Source organism: Methanothrix soehngenii GP6, assembly GCF_000204415.1.
Lineage (GTDB): Archaea > Halobacteriota > Methanosarcinia > Methanotrichales > Methanotrichaceae > Methanothrix > Methanothrix soehngenii.
On the sequence record NC_015416.1, the window covers coordinates 2,895,278 to 2,917,042 of the forward strand.

Genomic DNA, 21,765 nt, shown 5'->3' on the forward strand with positions numbered 1-21,765 from the left:
AATGGCTGATAACAAAGAATCAAAGCCCTTGATGACGGGCTATATGATTTCCACCCAGCTCCTGGAGGTAGATGGCTGCAACAGATGCCAGGAGTGTATGAAGTGGTGCCCGACATTCGCCGTCAGACCGGATCGTCCCGGAATCACTCCCATGTACAAGAACGCCCGCTGGAGAGAGCTGATGGCCAAAAACCACAGCCTGCGGGCTAAGATCTTCGGCGGCAAGCCCCTGGAAGAGGACGAGATGAAGCTCTTCACCGAGGATGTGTACTACTGCACCACCTGCGGTGTATGCGGAACGGTCTGCGAGGCGGGAATAAAGACCGTCGATCTCTGGGAGGCCATGCGCCCCAACCTCGTAGCTCGCGGGGACGGGCCCTATGGCAAGCAAGCCTTCTTCCCCAAGCTGGTCAAAGCAGACCGAAATCCGTATCAAGGCAAGCAAGAAGACCGCTTGTGCTGGGTTCCCAAGGATGCAAAGGTCGATGAATCCGGCGAGATCGTATATTTCGCAGGCTGCACTGCGGCATACAGACAGCAAGCCCTGGGTGTGGCCACAGTCAGGATCCTGAATAAGCTGAATGCGGACTTCGCGATGCTGGGCAAGGACGAATGGTGCTGCGCCTCTGCCATGGTCAGAACTGGCCAGAGAGAGGTAATGGCTGAGCATGCGGTGCATAATGTCGATGCCCTCAAGGACGCGGGAGCGAAGACTGTGCTATTCGCCTGTGCTGGCTGCATCAGGAATTCCACCGTTGACTGGCCCAGGTGGTATGAGGGCTACATCCCTTACAAGAACGTGCCCCTCTCGGTCTTCCTGAGGGAGAAGCTGAGAAAGGGTGAGGTGGAGTACAAAATTCCTCTGAACTACACCGTGACCTACCATGACCCCTGCCATAACGGCCGCCATCTGATGCACGAGATCGGAAAGGATTGGGCCTTTGAAGCATCCAGGGAATGCCTTGAATCCATACCCGGATTGAAGTTCAAAGATATGCTACGTAACAGGGAACTGCAGAGATGCTGCGGCGCAGGCGGAGGCGTCAAGGCAGGCATTCCCGACCTGGCCCTGGATATGGCCAAGGCCAGAGTGATGGATGGGGAGGAAGTAAAGGCAGATGTCATTTCATCCACCTGTCCCTTCTGCAGAAGGAACATCATGGATGGCAGGAACGATGCCAAGTCCTCCATAAAGGTCCTGGACGTGGTGGAGCTGATGGCAGCATCCATGGGACTGGACATGACCATCCCCGAGAATCCCTACACCAAATACCAGGAGCAGGATGTCCTGGTCTGCGGCCCGGTCGAGTGCAAGATCGATACCGTGGAACGCAAGGCGCCAGGCAAGGATCTGGTGGGCGAGGCTCACTGAAAAGATCAGGATGCCCGGAGTTCCGGACATCTTTTTTTTCACATTTTTTGAAAAAAAATTTCTATTCCAGCCACTTTCCTGTGAAGGCCCGGGGAAGAAGGTCACGGGAGGAGGCGGTCAGAGCATCTCCTTTGCAGTTGGCCATTATCACCATGATATCCTCTCCGAACTCTATCAGGCTCTGCCTGCATATGCCGCAGGGGGATATAGGCTGGCAGCCGTCTCCTACTATCGCTATCGCCTCGAACTCCCTCTCTCCTGAGGCTATAGCTTGAGAAATAGCTACTCTCTCTGCGCATATCCCCGCGCCGGTGGAGGCGTTCTCTATGTTCCCTGCGGAATAGACGTTTCCCTTTTTAGTGAGAAGGGCAGCGCCGACCCTGAAGCGGGAGTAAGGAGCATATGCTCTGGCTATGGCCTGACCGGCGCATTCGATCAATTGGTCGTATCCTCCGGCATATGGCCTGGGGCCGATCCCCAGAGCGCCGATATACATGCATTCCGCTGGCGGAATGGTGGGAATCTCGCCGCTAGCCTCCTTGATGGGAACGCCGGAGTCTCTTATTATCGCTGCTGGAATACCCTCGTCTCCCTCTCCCATCACGATCTGAGCAGCGGATACCAGATTGTCGGCTACGGCCTTGCGGGTGATCTTGAGCTCTCTGCCGAAGAGATCCTTCTGCCCCCGGGCATCCACCACCGCCTCCAGACCGGAGCAAGCCAGCGCTACCCCAACGCAGCCCAGCCTGAGAGGATGAGTTCTACTGTCCCCGATTATCACCCCGATCTTCTTTCCGTTTGCCATTCTCTCCCGGATGGCTATGGCAGAGCCTTTGGGATCGGCGGGAAATAGGACCACATGACCCGGTGGGGCATTGGAGTTGTCGATACCGGCATTGGGAAAGAGAAATCCATTGTTCAATGTCAGGACCACTCCCGGGATGCCTCCCACGATCTCGTCCGACTCCCTGAGGATCAGCTCCATCTCTCGAGGGTCTTTTTTGTACTGGCCAGCCAGAGATATGGCCAGATCGCCTGGCTGGATCTCATCCAGATCGACCACCCGTCCCTCAGAGGTGGCGACGATGCTCTCGGAGACGACCAGTATATCTCCATCCTGGAAGGCCTGACCAGACCTATTCATTGCTCGCACCAGGAACTCCACAAGGTCGTCTCCCGGCATCAACAAGTCCGATTTAATTCCCAAAACCTGCAATAAATCACCTGTAACGCTCTGGTCTGTCGATCAGCTCCAGGGCCTCCTCAATGATAGCGGCCAAATGGCCGAGCCGGAAAGGCTGCCCTTTCAGGTTCCTGACCAGGCTTGATATTTGAGCATGAGTGCCGAGGATTAAAATCTCTTGCGGCCGCTTATCGCAGCGCAGGGCCATCTTTGGAATGGCGGCATCTCCTCCCCGGGCGAGCATCTCCTGCTTTATTATCAGGGCCTCCATGCTGCTCAGGCCCCGCACCGCCAGGATCCGAAAAGATCCCTTCCGGGAGAGGAGCTGGTATGCCCCCTCATCCACCTGTATCCGCTTCAGATGCTCTGCCAGATCCATTCCCTGGCCGAGATAGCCCAAAACCTCGACCTGCATATCGCCAACTGCATGTTCATCCACATCGCAATCCATACTGCAATCGCTGGTCACAATCGGCCGTCCGCGGATGGCACCAGCCATGGCGATCGCATCCAGGCTGGCGGAGATGTCGTGCGTTCGGACGATATGTGCCCCCAGATAGACGGCTACTGTCGTTGCTGCCAGGCTTCCGGCAAGCCTCCCTCCAGGATCGGGAATATTCAGGCTCTCCCCGATGAATGTCTTACGGGATAAAGCAGCCACTACCGGCCGCCCGATGGCGCGCAACCGGTCAAAGCCATCCAGGATGGCCAGGTCCTGGGCTGCCGTCCTCACGGGAATCCACTTGCCGATCCCTGGATCTATGGAGATCTTATTCAGAGCAACTCCTGCTCTCACTGCCTGCCTCACTTTGTCTCCCAGGAGGGGAATGATCTGATTCAACAAAGGCAGGTCTCCAGGCCTTTGATCTGATGCCATGATGATCAGAGAGCCGTCATATTCTGCTACCTTTGAGGCCATATCAGGATCGTGCAGGCCAGAGACATCGTTGATGCAAGTAGCTCCACAGGACAGGGCCTTTTCTGCAATCTTCGCCCTTTGGGTATCTACGGAGACCACGATATCCAGGTTATCCGTGATCTCCTTTAAGGCGGCAAAGAGCCTGTCCTTCTCCACCTCTTCGCTTATGGGGGGAGATCCCGGGGCGGTAGAGACCGCACCCAGGTCAATGATATCAGCTCCCTCATCCTGCAGTCGCCTGGCAGTTGCTAGAGCCTCATTCGAGCTGGCCACTGAGCCCTTATAGAACGACTCCCGGCTGAGGTTGATGACCCCCATCAGCCGCACGGGCTGAATATCTCCAACCTTCACCCAACCCAACAAGCCTTCAATCACTTTCAACACCACTAGCTCAATGATCCTATTCCCTATTCCGAGAGCCAGAGCAGGATTCCCGTTCTCCTCGCCCGGCGGATCGCCCGGTCGAAGAGGATGAGCCCCAGCAGCAGATATAGCGCGGCCAGAGATAAACCTACAGCCAGATGATGGGGTCCGGGGATAAATATTGACCTGTAATACTCCAGGAAATAGGTCAGAGGGATGGCCCTGGCCAAGACCTGCAGAAAGAATGGGAGGACATCCACCGGATAGTAGATCCCGCTGAAAAGGAGTATCAGACCGCTCAGACTCCAGGCGGCAACATCAGCCTTTTGGCCGAAGGTGAGGATAGAGATGCAGACAGTGATTCCTATGATCGCGGCCATGGAAAAGACACCCGCCAGAAATATCAACGGGGGGATCAGGCCGCCCGCCTGAAACCTGAAATCAAACAGATAGAAGCTGATCGATGCCAGGATGGCAAAGACCACCGATCCCCTCATGATGCCGAAGAACAGGGATCCAAAGATCAGATGGCGGCTATGTATCGGGGCGATGAATGTGTTCTTTATGCTCTTGGACCACATATCAAAGAGGAGGACATAGGCCACATCCATCTGGGCCACCTGGAGAATGGTCAGAGCGATGGAGCCCACCAGGAGAAAGGAGACCATGGACTCATCCACCATCAAAAATCGAGTGAGAAGGCCGATGGAGAGCAGGTTGACCAGGGGCCAGAAGAACAGCTCGAAGAGGGTGAAGACGTTCCTCTTGGAGATCACCCAGTTCTTGTAGGCGGAGGCCAGATACTTGTTCAGCTCACCTTGCCAATTCAAGGAATACGTCCTCCAGATCGGGCTCTTCTATATTGATATCCAGAATTTTAGCATCTTGAAAGCTTTTCAGAATCCTGTCCAGGCTATCCTCGTTACTGTCCATCAGGATTTCCAACTGTCTATCGACCGGTCCCTCAGCTGGCTTTGTCACCTCTATGTCCGCCTGCCCATTCGCCTGTATATCCACTCGCCCATCGACTATTCCGGGTTTGCCCCTGACTGCTATGACCCCCTCCAGAGCTCTCAGGGCATCAAGGTTCGCCAGCCCCCGGTAGGTTATCTTCACCCTCTTTCCCAGTTCGAGGTGGTTTTTCAGGTTCTGAGGGGTATCCAGGGCTGCCACTCTGCCCTTTCTCAGAAAGGCAATTCTATCGCAGAGCAGCTCCGCCTCGGGCATATAGTGGGTGGACATTATAACTGAGATCCCCTCCTCATCATGAATTCTCCTGATCAGATCGTGGGTTTTGGCGGACATGTCCGGGTCCAGGCCGGTGGTCGGCTCGTCCAAAAAAAGGAGACGGGGGTGGTTTAGCATGGCCTTGGCCAGGGACAGGCGCTGCTTTAAGCCGGTGGAGAGGTTCTCGAACTTCACATCCCTGTACTCCCCCAGCTCAAAGGCATCGATCTGGTCCTCGACCGTCCGATTGAGGCCGAGTCCATAAAGGCCGTAGAGCATGCTATAGTGGACGAGGTTCTCTCTTACCGTCAGGCTCCAGGGGAAGTTGGGTTTGGCAGTGCTGATATTGATTATCTTGCGGATCTCTCCCCTGTCCCGTCTGGCATTCAATCCCAGAATGGACAGGCTCCCCTCCTCCGGGTAGATCAGAGTGGAAAATATGGAGATTAGAGTGGTCTTCCCCGAGCCGTTTGGGCCGAGCAGGCCGAAGATCTCTCCTCGATCTATATCCAGAGATATTCCTTCCAGGACCGTCTTGGCAGAGCCAAAGAGGCTCTTATAGCTCTTGCATATCCCCTTAGCCTGGACCGATTTTTCGCTCATCTTCCCGATCTTCTTCTGCATTTCTCTCTTTTTGCCTATAGCCGCTTGATCCTTCTCTTCCGGCCATAAAGAAGCTTTTGTCTGCGCAGGATGATGGCGAGCAGAACAAGAAAGGCCAATAGAGCAATGAAGAGAATGGTCCCACTGGAAATGAGGCGACCCGATCCCTTTAAGCTCAGCTCAAAGGGGAGGACCAGATCCATCTTTTCCGAGCGCAGGCCCATGCCGAGTTGATACTCCTCCTGACTGGCATCTCTATCCACCCCGACCAGGAAGCTGGCGGAGGCCATCTCACCCGGCGACAGGTCTCCTAGAGGAAGGTCTCTGCTTTTCACCCGAAAGGGAGGAGCAGCTATAAGGCTGGCCGAACAGTTCGGGAGGATATCCTCTCCGATGTTCTCCACCGCGATTATTAAAGATCCTTCTTCTCCTGGATAAAGGTGAGACTGCACTCCTGCAATGCGCAGGTCATCCTTATCTCCGAATGCATAGACCCTCAGATTCAGGCTCTGGTTTGATGGCTGGCGGAGGGGAAAGGCCTCGCCATCGCTCACGCTCACGTCCACCTGGCGCACATAATCCACCCTCAAGGGAAGGTCATACCAACCACTGGCCCTCTGATCGATGCTGATGTTGAATTGCAGCTCTTTTGCCTCTCCCGCTGGGAGAATGGCAATATGCTGCACGCCGGAGGTCACCTGAATGGGGCCGGCCGACTGCAAAGCGGCTCTGACATCCATGGCCACGGAGCTGTTCATCTCCTCTCTTTGCTCTTGCAGGATATCGTCGGGGGAATCGCTGCTGCTTATAGGTATCAGCTCCTCGATTCTGCCCTGGTTGGCAATGCTTATTCTCAGGACACCGTCACCTGGCGAGAGTGCGGGATTGGTAGCTGAGGCATTGAGTTGCAGATGGCTGATGGACTTGTAGTGATCATCGGCAAAAAAGATGATATCTTCTGCCTGGCCCAGGCCGACCAGGATCAGCAGAATGCAGATGATCTTCAGCAGCTCCATATGATTTCGGTTGAGTTTGCATCCTTAATTAAGTCTATCTGAAGGCAGCATGCTCCCAAACCAGACAGCTTTTAGATCCAATATCGCTTTTCTGCAATAATTCCGGGAATCCTCATCTGGAATACAGCGTGCTCAGGAAGAAGAATATCGCCGCGGTGAGAATTATCGTGGCGCCTGACGGCACATCCAGCATGTAAGATACTATGAGGCCAACAGTCACGAATATCGATCCCAGAACTGCGGATCCGGCCATGATGGAGGGCAATCCCCTTAGATGCTGCCTGCTTATGGCTCCGGGGATGGTGAGAAGCGCTATTACCATTATGATCCCCACGATCTTGATCAACACCACCACGCTGAAGGCCACCATTGCCAAAAGCAGGAGCCTGAGGCTTTTCACCGGCAGGCCGATGGCCTCCCCGTAGACCGGATCGAAGCTCATTATCAGGAATTCCTTGTAGAGGATATAGATCAGGAGCATTATGGCCAGGGTGAGTCCGGATATCAGCAGCACGTCGTTGATGGTCACAGCCAAAATATTGCCGAAAAGGTAGCCATAAAGGTCTCTGGCATAGCCCTTAGAGAGGGTGAGGAGCATGACTCCCAGGGCCATTCCCGTGGCCATGAAAACCCCGATGGCGGTGTCCTCGGATACCCGTGCCCTCCCACTCACCATTCCTATGCCGACTGCGGTCAATACGGCCGAGCCCACTCCGAATATCAGGGGATCGAAGCCCAGGAAATAGCCCAGACCGATGCCTCCAAAGGCGGCATGAGCTATGCCGTCGCTTATGAAGACTATCTTATTCAAAATGACATAGATCCCGATTATGCCGCAGAGGACGGCGCTCGCCAGGCCCGCGGCCAGGGCCACCCGCATAAAATCGTACTGGAAGAGGTCCAACTGCAACTCAATCATGCTTCCTCAAGACCCGGTGGGGCGTTCCATGGGCAATCATCTCCACCGGACAGCCGTAGGCCTTCTCTATATCTTCGTTCGTTAGCTCCTTTGAGCCATGGTAATAAAGCCTCTGGTTTAGGCAGGCGATTTTGCCCACGTATTTGGATATGGCAGTGATATCGTGTGAGACAAGCACAATGGCTATTCCCATGTCCTGGTTGAGGTGGCAGAGAAGCTCATAAAACTCCGTTTGCTGGGAGGAATCAACGCCCGCTGTGGGCTCGTCTAAGAGGAGAAGCTCTGGATCTGAGACCAAAGAGCGGGCAACAAAGACCCTCTGCTGCTCTCCACCGGAAAGGGCGCCGATCTCCCGGTCAGCCCGATCCTCCATCCCCACCGCTTCCAGGGCGCAATAGGCAGCATTGCGGTCGGCAGGACCGTAACGGCGGAAGAGGCCAGTCCTGCCAAACCTTCCCATCTGGACCACCTCCAGGACCTTGATCGGGAAGTTCTGATCGAAGATGGTCTTCTGGGGTAGGTAGCCCACCCTTCCCCTCGCCGCCTCAGGTTCCAGGCCGAATATTCTGATCCTCCCTTTATCCGGCTTTATAAGACCCAGCATCACCTTGAGAAGGGTGGACTTTCCTCCCCCGTTCGGGCCGATCAAACCCAGGAAGTCCGCCCGTTCCAGCTTCAGGTTTATGTCCTCCAGGATAGCATGCTCTTCCCTGAAGATCCAGAGGTTATCAATGGAGACGATCTCGGCGGTCATTTCAGGCTCTTGGAGATCTCCTCGCCTGTGCGACGCATATTCTGTAGATAGTCATCTGCCAGAGGGTCAAGGACCACAATCGTCGCGTTCATCTCTCTCGCTATTACCTCTGCAGATTTGGGATTGAACTGTGGATCAACGAATATGGTGGTTATATCGTTCTTTTTAGCCATATCGATCAGGCTTGCCAGGTACTGGGGACCGGGCTCTTTCTCCTCCTCCATGATCGGCACCTGGACCAGGCCATAGTCCCGGGCGAGGTAGCTCCAGGCAGGGTGGAAAACGATGAAGGTCTTATTCTCTTTTGCGGCAAAGGTCTGGCTAAATTCTCTGTCCAGCGCTTTCATCTCCTCCAACAGGGCATCTTTATTACGGAGATAATAGTCTCTGTTTGCAGAATCGACCTGGATCAGACCATTGCATATATTGTCCACCTGAATGGCAGCATTCTGCAGAGATAACCAGATGTGCGGATCGGCGTTTCCGCCCTCTTCGCTTAACAGCTCCACTCCCTCAGAGGAGTCCACAACCAACATATCTTCATTGACCAAGAGCGCCTTTTCCATCCAGAACTCAAGGCCCGCACCGTTCATGATATAGATGTCCGCATTGGCGATCTCCTTCATCTGAGAGGGGGTGGGCTCGTAGGTATGGGGCTCGGCTCCAGGCGGGATTATCGTCGCTATTTCGACGTTGTCACCACCGATCAAAGAGATAAGCCCTGCCAGGGGAGAGATGGTCGTGGCGACGGAGATGACATCAGAGCCATTATTCGCGTACTTCTTCAAGCCATTTCCTGTGCCATTAATGGGTAGGGATTCAGCCTGGGAATCTCGGGCATCCTGGATGTCATCATTTGACTGGCTTGCATTCACTGCAATATCGTCTGCTGGCATCTTTTCAGATGGTTCTGTATCCTCGGAGATGCAGCCGGAAAGGATTGCAGCCACTAAGAAAACGATGAGCAACGAGAATTTTTTAAAATTGCTTGACATATTACTCCTTCTTTAGCCTCTTTGCATTGAGATTCTTTCCGATATACTTGGAGCGGGTCTTGCCGCCTTCCCGCCAGTAGCCATACCAGTAAGGTCCGTGCGGGCAGCCTTTGCAGTTCTTGCCGCAGGAGACGCGCTCCAATCGAAAGGTCATCGTCCCGGAGTGTCTCTCCTCTATGACCTCTCTATTGCTGCCCCGATCCCTGGTGGGGCCTATCTTGCTGAGGGGCGCTTCTCTCATGGAGATCATATCAGATAATAGATCCCTGATCTCATAGAGAGTGGAGAGATCCTCTTCTTTCAGGAGATCTCTCAAGGCTTTCGGAATCACGGTTTTTCTTATGTAATTCACTTAATAAAGCTGTTGGCCAATTACATAAGAGATGAGGAAAATGAGAGGGGAAGGAGGAGCATTCTCATGATGTATTCTGCCGCCGATTGGGCGCTTTACGATGAGAAAGTAGATATTCTAGAAGGTGTAGGATTGCGGCTATGAGTGAAGCCCGAGATAGGAAGATGAAGCGTAAACGCAAGTTTGATGAAATGAAGGCCGAAAAAGTATTGAGAGCATGCAGGAGCAGACGGTATATAGAGAATGCTGATAGGTGAGCAATCTCTTTTACTGAATATATTTTGTATTTTATTGTTTTAAAAAAGTATTCTCGGAATGCTTGCCTGTTAGCAGGCCAAATGATCCCTGGCCTCATAGCTGAGATCAAAAAACCTCTTTTTGGCAAAAGCGGATGAGGATCACGAGAGGAGAGGCTCCAAGTATAAAAAAGGAAGGGCTCCTCGCTATTTTGTATGGGTGAACTTCAATCGCTAATTCTCTGTATCTTCTGTGCCTTTTTGTGGTGAACCGCGATGCTCTGACCAAACCACAGAGACAAAGAGGAACAGAGGCCATATTCTCTGACTTAACTCACCCACATAATTCAGCGAAGAGCCAAAGGAAGAAAAAAGGAGAAGCTTAAAATGGTGGACAGGGTTAAACTGGCGGTCTAGATATAGACTGCTGTTCCTGGCTCCACATAGATAGTCTTAGAGCCACCTGCATCGAACCACATGATTTTTGGATAGTTGAACTGGCCATCATAGACTCTCACTTCATGGTTCTGGTTGCCAACTACCTTGAAGCTGAATCTGCCATCCAGAGGATCTCCGCCCGTCCCCTCGGTACCAATATAGACTCCATCCAGGTATACCTGATAGCCGCGCATGCCCTGGGAGACTATTATGGCGGTGGAGTCACCGGCCGTTGGAGCGGCAGTTTGGGTAATTGCCGGTGAGGTGGTTGGGCTTATGGATTGAGCACTCGCGCTCGTTGATTGCGTGGTAGTGATTGCTGGTTGCGCCGTGGCAGATACAGGCGCAGCCGACTGGGTTGGGGGGTAAGCGACGGTCTGTCGCGGATATACCCTCAAAGAGGATCTGGTTTGGGCATATTCGAGGGTTTTCGCCCATTCCTTATTGTATATCTGCCATCCTGTGCCATAAACCGGCGTCCAGCCAGGAGTGGGATAATAGGCCGCAGAATATGTCGAGTATGTGCCATAAGGCAAGCCATAAGGCACGTAATAGACCGATCCATTTGAGCCGTACCAGGTAGCAGTGGGAATGGGATAATCAAGCCACCGCTTAAGGCCAGAAATGGCAGGATCTCCATCATATGGGCCAATTGAACTGACATATCCCCCCACCAGCCAGTCCTGTCCGCCTGTAATGCCCACAAACAAGCATATGCTCAATGCGATTAGATATAGCAAGGTCTTACCATGTATCATATGATCTCACACGATGACATTGGCTCTAATGGAACTTAATACTATCTTTAACTTGTGTTAACATTCTTTAGATGCCATCGGTTGAAAGTCCGAAGATGCCCGTGAATTTATTCATGGGAGTGGTCACTATGATTCCCTGGCGCTATCAGCAGGCAAATGGCGAATAGCAGTGGCCAATAACACAGGCCGATCTGCAAAGGCGATCTCACACCGCCATTTCTTTACTTTTCATATTTTATTAATATTTTATGAATATGGCGTGCGAATGATTGCCATCGCAATCATCTGATCTTTGGCTGCTGCTGGCTGATGCAATGAATCGTCCCCAGCCCCTCCACCATTTCGCGGCAATCGATTCCCACCACCATTCTATCCGGGAAGGCTCCTTGGATTATCTTAAGCGCCTTCTGGTCGTTCTCATTCCTAAATAAGGGAACCAGAACCACATCGTTTCCGATATAGAAGTTGGCATAGCTGGCAGGCAGCCGTCCACTCTCATTTTCCACCAGACCAGGCATGGGCAGCTTGATGACCTTCAGGGGATTTCCATCCTGATCGGTCTCCTGGCAGAGCTGTTCGTAGTTCGCCTTGAGAGGAGCATAGTTCTCATCATCAGGATCCTCCTCGAAGGCACAGAGCACTGTGGTCGGATCGACGAACCTGGCGATGTCGTCCACATGTCCGTCTGTGTCGTCTCCTGCTATCCCCTCCTTCAGCCAGATAACTTTCCTTGCCCCCAAATACTCTTTGAGATAGCTCTCGATCTCCTCCTTATTCAGGCCTGGGTTGCGATTGCGATTGAGGAGGCACTGCTCTGTGGTCAGGACCGTCCCCGAGCCGTTCACATCGATGGATCCGCCCTCCAGGACTATTCCTGGAATGAAGCACTCCATCTTGAGGTCGTCATTTATCAGACAGGGGATTCTGGTGTCTCTCATCAATCCGGGATACTTTTCCCCCCAGGCATTGAAGGTCCAGGCGACCATAGCGATATTATCCATTCCCTTGTTTTCCCCCCGAGATACTACGAATGTTGGGCCATAATCCCGGAACCAGACATCCGCATAATTTATCTGGTGGAATCTGATCCGAAGCAGCTCCACCTTCTCCTCTCTCAGCCGCTCAATAACAGCGCTGAGCATCATCTCGTCTCTGACCAGGAGGTTGACCATCTCGCTCTTATGCATGGCTTTGATGATGGCGATGTATGCGTCCTCCACTTTTTCTATATCGAAGAATGTCTCCTGATCATAGGGCCAGGAGAGCCATATCGCTTCATGCTCTTCCCATTCTGCAGGCATATGAAAGCCCAGCTGCAGGGGCGTATCCACCAGGCAGAGAGCATCCTTCCTATCGACCTCCTCCATCATCGCCTCTCTTGCCTTTATCTGAGGGGCAGGCTCTTTGACCATCTCGATGATGGGCCAGTAAAGATCAGGCCTGCGATTGCGGAAAAAGCCCCATCCCTCCCGGACAGACTTGTTTTTGGCCAGATCCAGGTCAGCCAATAAAACCTCTTCTCTGTCGCCGCTCGCTTTTGCCACGATATTGCCGAATGAGTCAGATACGAAGGAGCTGCCCCAGAAGCTGAGGCTCTCTTCTCTGCCCACCCGGTTGACGGCGGCTACGCATATGCTGTTGGAGATGGCATGGCCCCGCTGCACCGTCTCCCAGGCATCGTGCCAGTCTCCTTCTGCCGGCTCTCCCTGGTCCATGATATTGCCGATGGCGGTGGGATAGAAGATGATCTGGGCTCCGCCCAGGGCTGCCACTCGGGCCGCCTCAGGGAACCATTGATCATAACAGATGAAGACGGCAAACCTGGCATAGCGGGTATCATAGATCCGGATCTCGTCGCCAGGAGAGAAGTAGCTCTGCTCGTAAAAGAGGGGATCATGGGGGATGTGGATCTTGCGGTAGGTCTCCAGAAGGCTGCCGTCATTGTCTATCACCGCGGCGGAGTTAAAGTAGTCGCCCTCTGTTTTTTCATAGATCGGGACTATTATCACTATCTCGTGCTCCCGGGCGAGGATGGAGAAGGCATCTGTGGATTCACCCGGAATTGTCTCCGCCAGATGGGATGCATCCTTTTGATCCCATTGAGGGAAGTAGCGGGTCCGGTAGAGCTCAGGCAGGCAGACGATCTTTGCTCCTTTCTTCGCAGCCTCTTTTATCATCCCGATGGCTTTTTTCAGGTTCAGATCTCTGTCCTCTGAGGCTGTGCTCTGAATCAGTCCTATAGTGACCCTCTCTCTCTCCCTTTCAAGCGCCATTTCAGTCTTCTCCTCTAAGGTGGTCGGCATGCTATTGGAATGCGGAATTTTCTGAGAAGGGATGCGTATTAAAGTATATCAAAGTATCAAAGGATCAGTGTATGTCTCAATATGAGTCGCGCCTCATCATGGCTGAAACAGGCAAGCAACTTGGCGACCAGATGCGATCTGCAAGATCTTCGTCCGAAGCATGCGCCCAAAAACAGGGCCTATGCCATGGGCAAAAGTGGCATATGGTCCGGGCCCCAGCCGCCTCAGTCTGTATAAGCCCAGGGGAGATGGCGGAGTGATGGATTGCTGCCTATTCATTTTATATATTCTACTTCCTCAATATCCTTGAATTCCCGGTCTCCTGTGAGGAACCGGATTTTTAATCTTTTGGAGCAAATATAGCCGAGGCTGTCTATAAGGGAGAGCTTTTTGCCCTTTTTATTATTGGATAACCTGAATCTTGAGGCTTCTAAATAATCGAGATCTTCGGGGCTAATCACCTCGATCCTGCTTCTCAGGAACGAGAGTATATTTATGCTATCCGTTCTCCCAAAATCCCGGTACATGGCATAGGCCAGCTCAAAGATATTGAACTCAGAGGTGATAAGCTCTTTTTGAGAGTATTTTTCGTAGGCGGGATTCCCCTTGAGTATCTCCACCAGTGCATAGGTATCTGCAAATAGCTTAACCATCTGTCTCTCTCAGTTCATCCTTTAAAGACTGCGAATCCAACTTCCAATCCTTCAAGAGACCAAAGATGCCTCTGCTCTTTATTTCTATATCCACTTCCTCGCCTTCCTTCAGATCTAATTTCTCTTGAGGCCTCAAAAGATTATTCTCATAAATCGCTTTCACGATCATACCTGGCACCAAGCTAAACCTGTGGTTTGAGGATAAATATTTGCCCCATCGCTCAACTCATGTTCCGGTCTTTATCTGATTTGCTCCTAATTTTTGCAGTTAAGAGCATCTCATTTTCCTGCTCACAGGAATATCCAGTAGACAAAGACATTCAATGCGGTTAGTGGCACTCCCACCCTGGCGAAATCCAGGAACGTGAGCGTCTCCCCGCTCTTCTCGGCGTTCTGGATGATAATGACGTTGCTTGCCGCCCCCAGGATGAAGAGGTTTCCGGCGATAGTGCTGCCTGCTGCCAGGGCCATCAGATCCTGGGCAGAGGGGTTAATCAGGAGCGGCTGGAATAGGGCGACGAATGGCACATTGGAGATGATCTGGCTCAAAAAGACGCTCAGAGCCAGGATGACGGGAATGGATCCAAAGCCAAGAGAGCTCTCTTCCATCATGCTCTGAAAGAATCCAGATCTCCAGACACTATCCATCAGAACGAACATGGCGGCAAAGAATACCAGGGTGCACCAGTCGATATGCTTCATGATCTCCCATCTTCGACTGCTGAAGAGGATGACGGGCAGGGCAGAGAAGATGGCGATGTAGGTCAGCGAAAAATGTTGGCTGCTCTGAACTGTGACTGCCAGGACCTTGGCCAGAATGAGTATGAGCAGCAGGATAATTGAGATCCGGGAGATATTGGCCAGGGTGGGATCGCTGATGCATTCCTTTGGGATCTCGATGGCCGTCTGCTGGAACTGGCTCTTGTAGAAGAGCCTTAAGAGAAGGTAGGCTAAGAACAGGTTTGCCACTGTTGGAATGAAAAGATACTGGAAGAAGACCAGGAATGGATTTGTCAGGCTGCCGTTGATGGCGATGAGCAGGTTCTGAGGGTTTCCGATGGGGCTCATGGCGCTGCCGGTGGTCACGGCGAAGGCCAGGGTGAGAAGGAGAAGCTTGGGGGAGATCCTCAGGGCCTGGGCCAGGTAGAGCATGAGAGGAGTTCCAATAATAGCTAAAGTGTCGTTCATCAACAGGGCGGAGAGAAAGCCCATGGCGAAGAGGATGAGGAGCAGGAGCTGGTCTAAGTTCTTTGCCCGGCAGAAGATGCGGTTGAAGAGATGAAATAGGTAGCCGCTCTCACGCATCGCCTCTCCGATCACGAACATCCCGGCCAGGAATATCATCACATCTGGGTTTATGGCACTAGCTGCATCCACGGGCGAGATCTCTCCCGAGAGAAGGACCAAGAGGGCGCCAAGGAGCATTATCTGCCAGATCTGGAGCTTGAACTCACCCAGCTGTCTGATGGCGATGAGGAGAAGGACCAGAGCTAACGCTATGGTGGAAATATTTATGGCATCGAGCATTCAGGATCCTGAGCCTTCCGGGCGGCGGATATAGATGGCAACCTTATGGACCTTCTCTCCTCGCTCAGACAGAAACAGGATCTGGTTTTATGCCTGGTTATTATAGTTTTTGGCCTACTGAATCTAGATCCCAATCTTTAAAGTGCTATCTGCAGCGCTTATCTTCCCAGCGCCGATATCCCCCTGAACCTCTCCACTGCCTCCACTATGCTCTCCGCCACATATTCCACCTCATCAAGAGTGTTGGACATCCCCAGGGTGATCCTGAGGGAGCCGTGGCATTCCTCGGCTTTGAGGCCCAGGGACATGAGCACGTGGCTTGGCTCTAGCTTGTGAGACGAGCAGGCGGAGCCTGTGGAAACGCATATCCCTTTGGAGTCCAAGAAGAGCAGAAGCGACTCGCCCTCCACGTATTTGAATCCGAAGTTCAGGTTGCCTGGAAGCCTCTTTTTCATAGTACCATTTATCCAGGCATCCTTGACCTTGCCTAAGACCAGCTCTGCCAGGCGGTCGCGCAGGCCTGCCAGTCTCTCCGCCTCTCGGGGCATATCCCTCTCTGCCAGCTCTGCCGCTCTTGCCAGGCCCACAATTCCGGATATGTTCTCCGTTCCCGATCTGAGGCGGCGCTCGTGGCCCCCTCCCTGGATGATGCTCTCAAGCTTTGTGCCTTTGCGGATGTATAGAGCCCCCACTCCTTTCGGCCCGTAGAGCTTATGCGCGGAGAGGGATAGCAGATCGACCCCGAGGTCATCTACATTGACCGGTATCTTGCCCACGCTCTGCACGGCATCGGAATGAAGGTAGATGTCCCTCTCCGCCGCCAGACGGCCGATCTCCTCCAGGGGCTGGATGGTTCCCACCTCGTTGTTGGCGTGCATCACAGAGATGAGGATGGTATCCGGTCGGATGGAGGCCTCCAGAGTGGAGAGCTCGACCAGCCCCTCCCCGGTTACGGGCAGGTAGGTAACCTCAAATCCCTCTTTTTCCAGGGCCCGGCAGGTCTCCAGGATTGCAGGATGCTCGATTTGGGTGGTGATGATATGCTTTCCAAGCTTTCGATTTTTGCGGGCTATGCCCTTAAGAGCCAGGTTATCTGACTCCGTTCCCCCGGAGGTGAAGATGATCTCCTCAGCTCTCGCCCCCAGCAGGGCAGCTACCTTCTCCCTTGAGTCCTCCAAAGCCTCCTTGGCCTCCCGGCCTGATCGGTGCAGGCTGGAGGCATTGCCGAATTTCTCCCCAAAATAGGGCAGCATGGCTGCCAGCACCTCTGGCGCCACTGGGGTGGTGGCGGAATGGTCCATGTAAATGCGCTTCATCCATTTTTCTATTGAGAGCTGAGGGTAAATAGATGGCGAACTCAAACGCGAAACTATAAGTACGCTGCCGGGGGACTGCAGGATATGGACATATCCATTCCCCTATTTTCAACTCCGCTCTTGATCGCTGCCGCCCTGATAGGCCTTGGATTTCTGATCTATCCCTTCTCGGCGAGGCTGGGGGTAGTGAGCATTGGTGCGGGCACAGCCATAATGGGGACTGTGGTCCTATTTGATCTGCCCAATGGATTTGCAATCGAGAGCCTGGTGCTATTCGGATTCACCGTGGTGGTCGGGATCTGGATGATGTATGTGGGAGTGAAAAACGGCTGATAGAGTTCGGGCCTAAGGGAGCATGCAGCCGATATTTCGTAGGGATGGAGCCGGATCTCATTCAGTGGGAAACCCTTATATGCCACTTCTGCATCCTAACGAACGCTGCGCGGGGCCATAGGGTAGCCTGGTATCCTACAGGACTGGGGGTCCTGTGACCGGCGTTCAAATCGCCGTGGCCCCATAAAATGTCTTTGCGTATTTTGTATATGTGGACTTGAATCGCAAATTCTCTGCATCTTTTCGCCTTTGTGGTGAACTGCGATCTTCTGACCCAACCACATAGAGCCCATGATCATCAGGCGGGGATCATGCCCAAAGCATCCCTCTTTAAGAATTGACTATGCTCTTCCCCTGATAATTCTTCAATATGACGAGTCACAGAAAAGAGTCTCTATTTTAGTGCTATCTGCGAGATGAACAAGTGGTCAATTCCCGTATCATTGCTGCTCTATCTTTCAGCCGGGCGAGGACTTCCCCTCTATTCGACCCCTTTGTCAGGATGGAGAGAATCGGATCGTCTCTTTCAATTCTCGAGCCAGGACGGGGGACATCCGCCGTCCAGGGAAAGAGCAGGCTCTCTTTGATCTCCATGGAGCATGGCGCATAGATTATTGCCCTCCCGGCAGTGCACTTGATGGCTGGCCTTGAGGGAAGCAATCCCCGAAAGGAGTTCAGATGAGCCTCGAATACATTGATGCCTGTGGCACACTCCACTGTGTCCAGGCTCCCCTGGAAGCGGCAGTTGACCTCCACCACCACCGGCCCCTCCTCAGTGAGAAGGAAGTCGACCCCATTGCTTCCCAAGAGGCCCAGTCGCGCAACAATCCTCTCCGCCATGTTCGCTATATCGTTCTTGGGCAACGGCTCCAGAGGGGTGATATTGCCGCAATAGCGAAAGCCCTTGGCTCCAGTCCAGCTCTCTCCGATCAGCTGCTCGTTTGCCGCCAGCGCGCGCGCATCTTTCCCGTCGCCGATGACCGAGACGCTCGCCGCCCGGCCAGAAACGACCTCCTGGGCGATCAACCCCTCTTCCCATTCTAGCCTTGAGCTGTCCTCTGCGATTCTGCAGCCCACCCCGCCTGCCCCCTGCCTGGGCTTTACCATGACCGGAAAGTTCAGGTCCTCCGCCGAGGTTTCCGTCCTGATGAAGGGAAAGCCATTCTTCTCCAACCAGCGGGCCTGATAGAGCTTATCTGAGATCCTGGCGGTCTTCTCGGCAGGATTATTGAGCACCGGCAACCCTTTGACCCTGGCCACCTCAAGTCCCGGTCCCAGGACGACAGCATCGGGAAGGACTCTCTCGACGTGCTCGGAGATCAACTCATCGATTCTGTCCGCACCACCGGGATCATCCATCCCATCCCTGGACAAGAGCGCCATATCCTCGGCACAGCTCTCCAGGTCCAGGTCGCAGTAGCCATCGACGGCATAAACCTCATGCCCCGCCCGTCTGGCGGAGCAGGCGATATGCCGAATGTTGATTCCAATTATCAGAAGCTTCATCCTATCTGACTCTCATAAGATCGTCATCACCATGAGAGGAGGCTGGTGTCTGCACCAGGGGCGATTTGGTCATCATCCTCGTCCAAACCATCATCTGCAGCCTCATTCCCATACTCGCTCTTCTCATCTCCGCCTTCTTCATCCTTGGAGCTGAATTCCGGATAGATGACCTCCTTCCCCCGAGAGGAGGGCACTATCTTCAGCCCCCCCTCAAACTCCCGGCCCAGCTCCTCGCCCTGAAAAAGCCGGTCTAAGAATACCGCCAGCGCCGCCACCTCGGAATGGGGCTGGTTGCCCACAGCCACATTCCAGTCCGCCAACTGATACACCTCTGCCGGAACCTTCTCCGCCCCCACCACGATCAGTATATCCTCGCTCTTGCGGATCTCATCGATCACATCGGGCAGATTCGAGCCGTACATGGTGAGGTGAACCACCTGACCACCGCTTTCCTTCCAGCGAACGATCTCTCCCTTCCATGACGCATTCGGGGTGAGACGGAAGGCCCCTCCCCACCGCCTGGCTGCATCATTCAGGCTCTCCTCCACATGGGCATCGCGACCGCAAAGAAGCATCCCCTCCGCTCCAAAAGCCCGGGCGACCAGGCCCACATGGGTGGTGATCCTCTTATCCCTCTCCGGTCTATGCCCCAGACGCAAAACCACTGCTCGCACGGGCCAAAAGAATATGGTCTCCCTTATTTAGAGCCTTCCAGGATCCTGCTATCTCGTGCCCGAAACCGGGAACATCCCGAAGCTATAAATTCCTCCAAAACATCCCAAGAGCGATGAATCAGTGTGAGAGATGCCAGGGCCGTGGAGTGCTCACGGTTGGAGAGAAGCCCTGCCCCAACTGCAATGGCAAGGGAACGACCGAGTCCATCTCCCTGGGAGAGGCATCAGATAAGGACATGAAGTCTCTGATCGAGAGCGGCTCGGCGAAATGCAGCGTCTGTCAGGGTAGCGGCAAGATTCCGATCACCGAGATCTGCCCTGATTGCCATGGTCTTGGCCGGGAATACCTGTGCGTGGTCTGCAAGACAAAGCTGGACAGCAAAAAAGAGCTGTGCGAGCGTTGTGCCAAAAAGCCGCTGGTCCACATCCTCGATCCGGCCTGCGACATCAGAGATATCTCCGTGGGGGAGATCTACCAGGGCAAGGTCTCCGGTCTGGCAAACTTCGGGGCTTTTGTCGATCTATCCGATTCTGTGCGCGGCCTGGCCCACAACAAATATCTCAAGAGTCGGCCGGAAGCTGGCGACGCCATCATGGTGACGGTGAGAAACATCCTGCCTAATGGCAACATAGAGCTTGAGCCAGCAGAGCTGAAGGAGTACAACACCGTCGAAGTGGAAAAGGACCTTCCTCTATCCAAGGCATCTGATCTGCACAGCCAGGTGGGCAAGACGGTCATGATCAAGGGAGAGGTGATCCAGGTCAAGCAGACCGGCGGTCCGACCATCTTCACCCTGGCCGACGACAGCGGCCTGGTCTTCTGCGCTGCCTTCGAACGGGCCGGAGTGCGAGCGTACGCTGATATTGATAGCGATATGATGGTCCGGGTCATCGGCGAGGTCAGCCTGCGCAATAACCAGGTTCAGGTGGAGATAAAATCCATGAAACGCCTCTGGGGAGGCGATGCCTCGGTAGTTAAAGACCAGATAGAGAAGGCCATTGACCTCCGGGCCGAGCCGGCCCAGACGGAGTTTTTGGTCAAAAGCGAGATCTTGGACCGGCTGCGTCCGGCGATGAAGGCGGTGGCCAAAGAGATCCGCCGCGCCGTCCTCAAGTCCCGGCCCATTGTGGTCCGCCATCATGCCGACGCTGATGGTATTTCCGCTGCAGTGGCCATTGAGATGGCCATCCTTCCCCTGATTGCCGAGGTCAGCGGCCCGGATGCCGAGTACCACAACTACCGCCGCGCCCCCAGCAAAGCCCCATTTTACGAGCTGGAGGATGTAACCAAGGACCTGACATTTGCCCTGGAGGATCAGAGCCGGCACGGTCAGAAGATGCCTCTGATCGTTCTGATGGACAACGGCTCTACCGAGGAGGATGTTCCCGCCATGCGCCAGGCCCAGGTTTACGGCCTGGAGATGCTGGTGGTCGACCATCACCATCCCCACAAGATCGTAGACCAGTTCCTGGTGGCCCATGTCAATCCCGCCCACGCCGGAGGGGACTTCGGCCTGACCACGGGCATGCTGGCCACGGAGATCGCCCGCATGATCCATCCCGAGGTCGAGAACAAGATCCGTCATTTTCCGGCTGTATCCGCGGTGGGCGACCGCAGCGAGGCCCCGGAGGCTGATCTATACATCCGCCTGGTCGAGGACAGGTTCCCGAGAGATGACCTCAAAAAGATCGCCCTCGCTTTAGACTATGAGGCCTTCTGGCAGCGCTTCAACGATGGACGGGGGCTGATAAACGACATCCTGTGCCTGGGAAGGCTTGACCGGCACCAGAAGATCGTCGAGCTTCTCTGCGAGCAGGCCAATGCTGCCATAGACGAGCAGCTCCGGGCGAGCATGGGCAATGTCAAGAGCACAAAGCTTCCCAATGGCATCATCATGAACGTCCTGGATGTGGAGAACTTCGCCCATAAGTTCACCTTCCCCCCGCCTGGCAAGACCTCAGGCGAGGTGCACGACCGACTATGCCAGAAATATGATGGAAAGCCGGTGGTCACTATCGGCTATGGCCCGGATTTTGCAGTGTTGCGCAGCCGGGGAGTGAGGATGAACATCCCCCAGATGGTTAAAGAGCTGATGGAGGAGATCCCCAATGGAGGGGTCTCAGGAGGAGGTCATCTCGTCGTTGGTTCCATCAAGTTCGTAGGTGGGATGAGAAAAGAGGTCCTGGCGAAGCTGGCAGAGAAGATCGCTGCCTGCTCGGTGGATGAGGTTCCGCTGAAGGCTCCCGCATTGGGTGCAGAGGCAATTTGATCCTCCTCATCCTGAATATCATCGGCATCTTTTCTCTATAATATCCCT

Annotated in this window: 20 protein-coding genes and 1 tRNA gene; 4 read left to right on the forward strand and 17 right to left on the reverse strand. The window is 53.9% G+C overall.

Going from position 1 to position 21,765, the window contains the following annotated elements:
* The first annotated feature begins 1 nt into the window (after position 1).
* The gene (locus MCON_RS14455; protein WP_013720679.1) at positions 2 to 1,372 is read left to right on the forward strand and encodes a (Fe-S)-binding protein; all 1,371 of its coding nucleotides are present in this window, start codon (positions 2 to 4) and stop codon (positions 1,370 to 1,372) included.
* Positions 1,373 to 1,433: 61 nt separating this feature from the next.
* On the opposite strand, the gene cofE is transcribed toward MCON_RS14455, so the two are convergent.
* The 15 genes from cofE to nifS form a co-directional block, all read right to left on the reverse strand.
* On the reverse strand, positions 1,434 to 2,579 hold the full coding sequence (gene cofE, locus MCON_RS14460) for a coenzyme F420-0:L-glutamate ligase (protein WP_232844301.1): 1,146 nt from the start codon (positions 2,577 to 2,579) through the stop codon (positions 1,434 to 1,436).
* A gap of 13 nt (positions 2,580 to 2,592) precedes the next feature.
* Complete coding sequence (gene folP, locus MCON_RS14465) at positions 2,593 to 3,849, reverse strand: dihydropteroate synthase (protein WP_232844302.1); 1,257 nt, start codon at positions 3,847 to 3,849, stop codon at positions 2,593 to 2,595.
* Between the two features lie 32 nt (positions 3,850 to 3,881).
* Positions 3,882 to 4,667 carry an ABC transporter permease gene (locus MCON_RS14470; protein ID WP_013720682.1) on the reverse strand — a complete coding sequence of 262 codons (786 nt, stop codon included), beginning with the start codon at positions 4,665 to 4,667 and terminating at the stop codon, positions 3,882 to 3,884.
* Positions 4,651 to 5,667 (reverse strand): ABC transporter ATP-binding protein, encoded by a 1,017-nt coding sequence (locus tag MCON_RS14475; protein ID WP_157863851.1) that lies wholly within the window; start codon positions 5,665 to 5,667, stop codon positions 4,651 to 4,653. Before MCON_RS14475 ends, MCON_RS14470 begins: the two co-directional genes overlap by 17 nt.
* Before the next feature lie 35 nt (positions 5,668 to 5,702).
* Entirely contained in the window at positions 5,703 to 6,683 is a 981-nt protein-coding gene (locus MCON_RS14480) for a COG1361 family protein (RefSeq protein ID WP_013720684.1), read from the reverse strand.
* Positions 6,684 to 6,795: 112 nt separating this feature from the next.
* Positions 6,796 to 7,602 carry a metal ABC transporter permease gene (locus MCON_RS14485; RefSeq protein ID WP_013720685.1) on the reverse strand — a complete coding sequence of 269 codons (807 nt, stop codon included), beginning with the start codon at positions 7,600 to 7,602 and terminating at the stop codon, positions 6,796 to 6,798.
* Positions 7,595 to 8,356: a metal ABC transporter ATP-binding protein gene (locus MCON_RS14490; protein ID WP_013720686.1), complete on the reverse strand. Its 762-nt coding sequence runs from the start codon at positions 8,354 to 8,356 to the stop codon at positions 7,595 to 7,597. Before MCON_RS14490 ends, MCON_RS14485 begins: the two co-directional genes overlap by 8 nt.
* Positions 8,353 to 9,324 carry a metal ABC transporter substrate-binding protein gene (locus MCON_RS14495; protein ID WP_157863852.1) on the reverse strand — a complete coding sequence of 324 codons (972 nt, stop codon included), beginning with the start codon at positions 9,322 to 9,324 and terminating at the stop codon, positions 8,353 to 8,355. The genes MCON_RS14490 and MCON_RS14495 overlap by 4 nt, the downstream gene beginning before the upstream one ends.
* A 28-nt stretch (positions 9,325 to 9,352) precedes the next feature.
* Entirely contained in the window at positions 9,353 to 9,703 is a 351-nt protein-coding gene (locus MCON_RS15410; protein ID WP_052297595.1) for a hypothetical protein, read from the reverse strand.
* A 649-nt stretch (positions 9,704 to 10,352) separates the two neighbouring features.
* Complete coding sequence (locus MCON_RS14505; protein WP_157863853.1) at positions 10,353 to 11,099, reverse strand: hypothetical protein; 747 nt, start codon at positions 11,097 to 11,099, stop codon at positions 10,353 to 10,355.
* 317 nt (positions 11,100 to 11,416) lie between these two features.
* Positions 11,417 to 13,408 (reverse strand): agmatine deiminase family protein, encoded by a 1,992-nt coding sequence (locus MCON_RS14510; protein ID WP_013720690.1) that lies wholly within the window; start codon positions 13,406 to 13,408, stop codon positions 11,417 to 11,419.
* Positions 13,409 to 13,713: 305 nt separating this feature from the next.
* Positions 13,714 to 14,091, reverse strand: a complete 378-nt coding sequence (locus MCON_RS14520; protein WP_013720691.1) for a PIN domain-containing protein — start codon at positions 14,089 to 14,091, stop codon at positions 13,714 to 13,716.
* A complete protein-coding gene (locus MCON_RS14525) occupies positions 14,084 to 14,260 on the reverse strand; it encodes an antitoxin family protein (protein WP_157863854.1) in 177 nt (58 codons plus the stop codon). Before MCON_RS14525 ends, MCON_RS14520 begins: the two co-directional genes overlap by 8 nt.
* Positions 14,261 to 14,382: 122 nt before the next feature.
* Positions 14,383 to 15,618: an SLC13 family permease gene (locus MCON_RS14530; RefSeq protein ID WP_013720693.1), complete on the reverse strand. Its 1,236-nt coding sequence runs from the start codon at positions 15,616 to 15,618 to the stop codon at positions 14,383 to 14,385.
* Positions 15,619 to 15,776: 158 nt separating this feature from the next.
* Positions 15,777 to 16,934: a cysteine desulfurase NifS gene (gene nifS / locus MCON_RS14535; protein WP_013720694.1), complete on the reverse strand. Its 1,158-nt coding sequence runs from the start codon at positions 16,932 to 16,934 to the stop codon at positions 15,777 to 15,779.
* Positions 16,935 to 17,018: 84 nt separating this feature from the next.
* Here nifS and MCON_RS14540 point away from each other — a divergent pair, with 84 nt between their 5' ends.
* Positions 17,019 to 17,267 carry a hypothetical protein gene (locus MCON_RS14540; protein WP_013720695.1) on the forward strand — a complete coding sequence of 83 codons (249 nt, stop codon included), beginning with the start codon at positions 17,019 to 17,021 and terminating at the stop codon, positions 17,265 to 17,267.
* 111 nt (positions 17,268 to 17,378) lie between these two features.
* Positions 17,379 to 17,451, forward strand: a tRNA-Pro gene (locus MCON_RS14545).
* Positions 17,452 to 17,672: 221 nt separating this feature from the next.
* On the opposite strand, the gene MCON_RS14550 is transcribed toward MCON_RS14545, so the two are convergent.
* A complete protein-coding gene (locus MCON_RS14550; RefSeq protein WP_013720696.1) occupies positions 17,673 to 18,773 on the reverse strand; it encodes an ATP-grasp domain-containing protein in 1,101 nt (366 codons plus the stop codon).
* 26 nt (positions 18,774 to 18,799) lie between these two features.
* Entirely contained in the window at positions 18,800 to 19,447 is a 648-nt protein-coding gene (locus tag MCON_RS14555) for a tRNA (cytidine(56)-2'-O)-methyltransferase (RefSeq protein WP_157863855.1), read from the reverse strand.
* A 113-nt stretch (positions 19,448 to 19,560) separates the two neighbouring features.
* On the opposite strand from MCON_RS14555, the gene MCON_RS14560 reads away from it, so the two are divergent.
* Entirely contained in the window at positions 19,561 to 21,717 is a 2,157-nt protein-coding gene (locus MCON_RS14560) for a DHH family phosphoesterase (protein WP_013720698.1), read from the forward strand.
* The last annotated feature ends 48 nt before the right edge of the window (positions 21,718 to 21,765 follow it).

What these genes read in the sequence shown, in the direction of transcription:
- MCON_RS14455 (WP_013720679.1), top strand. Translation starts at nt 2, where the DNA reads ATGGCTGATAACAAAGAATCAAAGCCCTTGATGACGGGCTATATGATT.
- MCON_RS14475 (WP_157863851.1), bottom strand. Translation starts at nt 5,667, where the DNA reads ATGAGCGAAAAATCGGTCCAGGCTAAGGGGATATGCAAGAGCTATAAG.
- MCON_RS14480 (WP_013720684.1), bottom strand. Translation starts at nt 6,683, where the DNA reads ATGGAGCTGCTGAAGATCATCTGCATTCTGCTGATCCTGGTCGGCCTG.
- MCON_RS14485 (WP_013720685.1), bottom strand. Translation starts at nt 7,602, where the DNA reads ATGATTGAGTTGCAGTTGGACCTCTTCCAGTACGATTTTATGCGGGTG.
- MCON_RS14490 (WP_013720686.1), bottom strand. Translation starts at nt 8,356, where the DNA reads ATGACCGCCGAGATCGTCTCCATTGATAACCTCTGGATCTTCAGGGAA.
- MCON_RS14510 (WP_013720690.1), bottom strand. Translation starts at nt 13,408, where the DNA reads ATGGCGCTTGAAAGGGAGAGAGAGAGGGTCACTATAGGACTGATTCAG.
- MCON_RS14520 (WP_013720691.1), bottom strand. Translation starts at nt 14,091, where the DNA reads ATGGTTAAGCTATTTGCAGATACCTATGCACTGGTGGAGATACTCAAG.
- MCON_RS14525 (WP_157863854.1), bottom strand. Translation starts at nt 14,260, where the DNA reads ATGATCGTGAAAGCGATTTATGAGAATAATCTTTTGAGGCCTCAAGAG.
- MCON_RS14530 (WP_013720693.1), bottom strand. Translation starts at nt 15,618, where the DNA reads ATGCTCGATGCCATAAATATTTCCACCATAGCGTTAGCTCTGGTCCTT.
- nifS (WP_013720694.1), bottom strand. Translation starts at nt 16,934, where the DNA reads ATGAAGCGCATTTACATGGACCATTCCGCCACCACCCCAGTGGCGCCA.
- MCON_RS14540 (WP_013720695.1), top strand. Translation starts at nt 17,019, where the DNA reads ATGGACATATCCATTCCCCTATTTTCAACTCCGCTCTTGATCGCTGCC.
- MCON_RS14550 (WP_013720696.1), bottom strand. Translation starts at nt 18,773, where the DNA reads ATGAAGCTTCTGATAATTGGAATCAACATTCGGCATATCGCCTGCTCC.
- MCON_RS14560 (WP_013720698.1), top strand. Translation starts at nt 19,561, where the DNA reads ATGAATCAGTGTGAGAGATGCCAGGGCCGTGGAGTGCTCACGGTTGGA.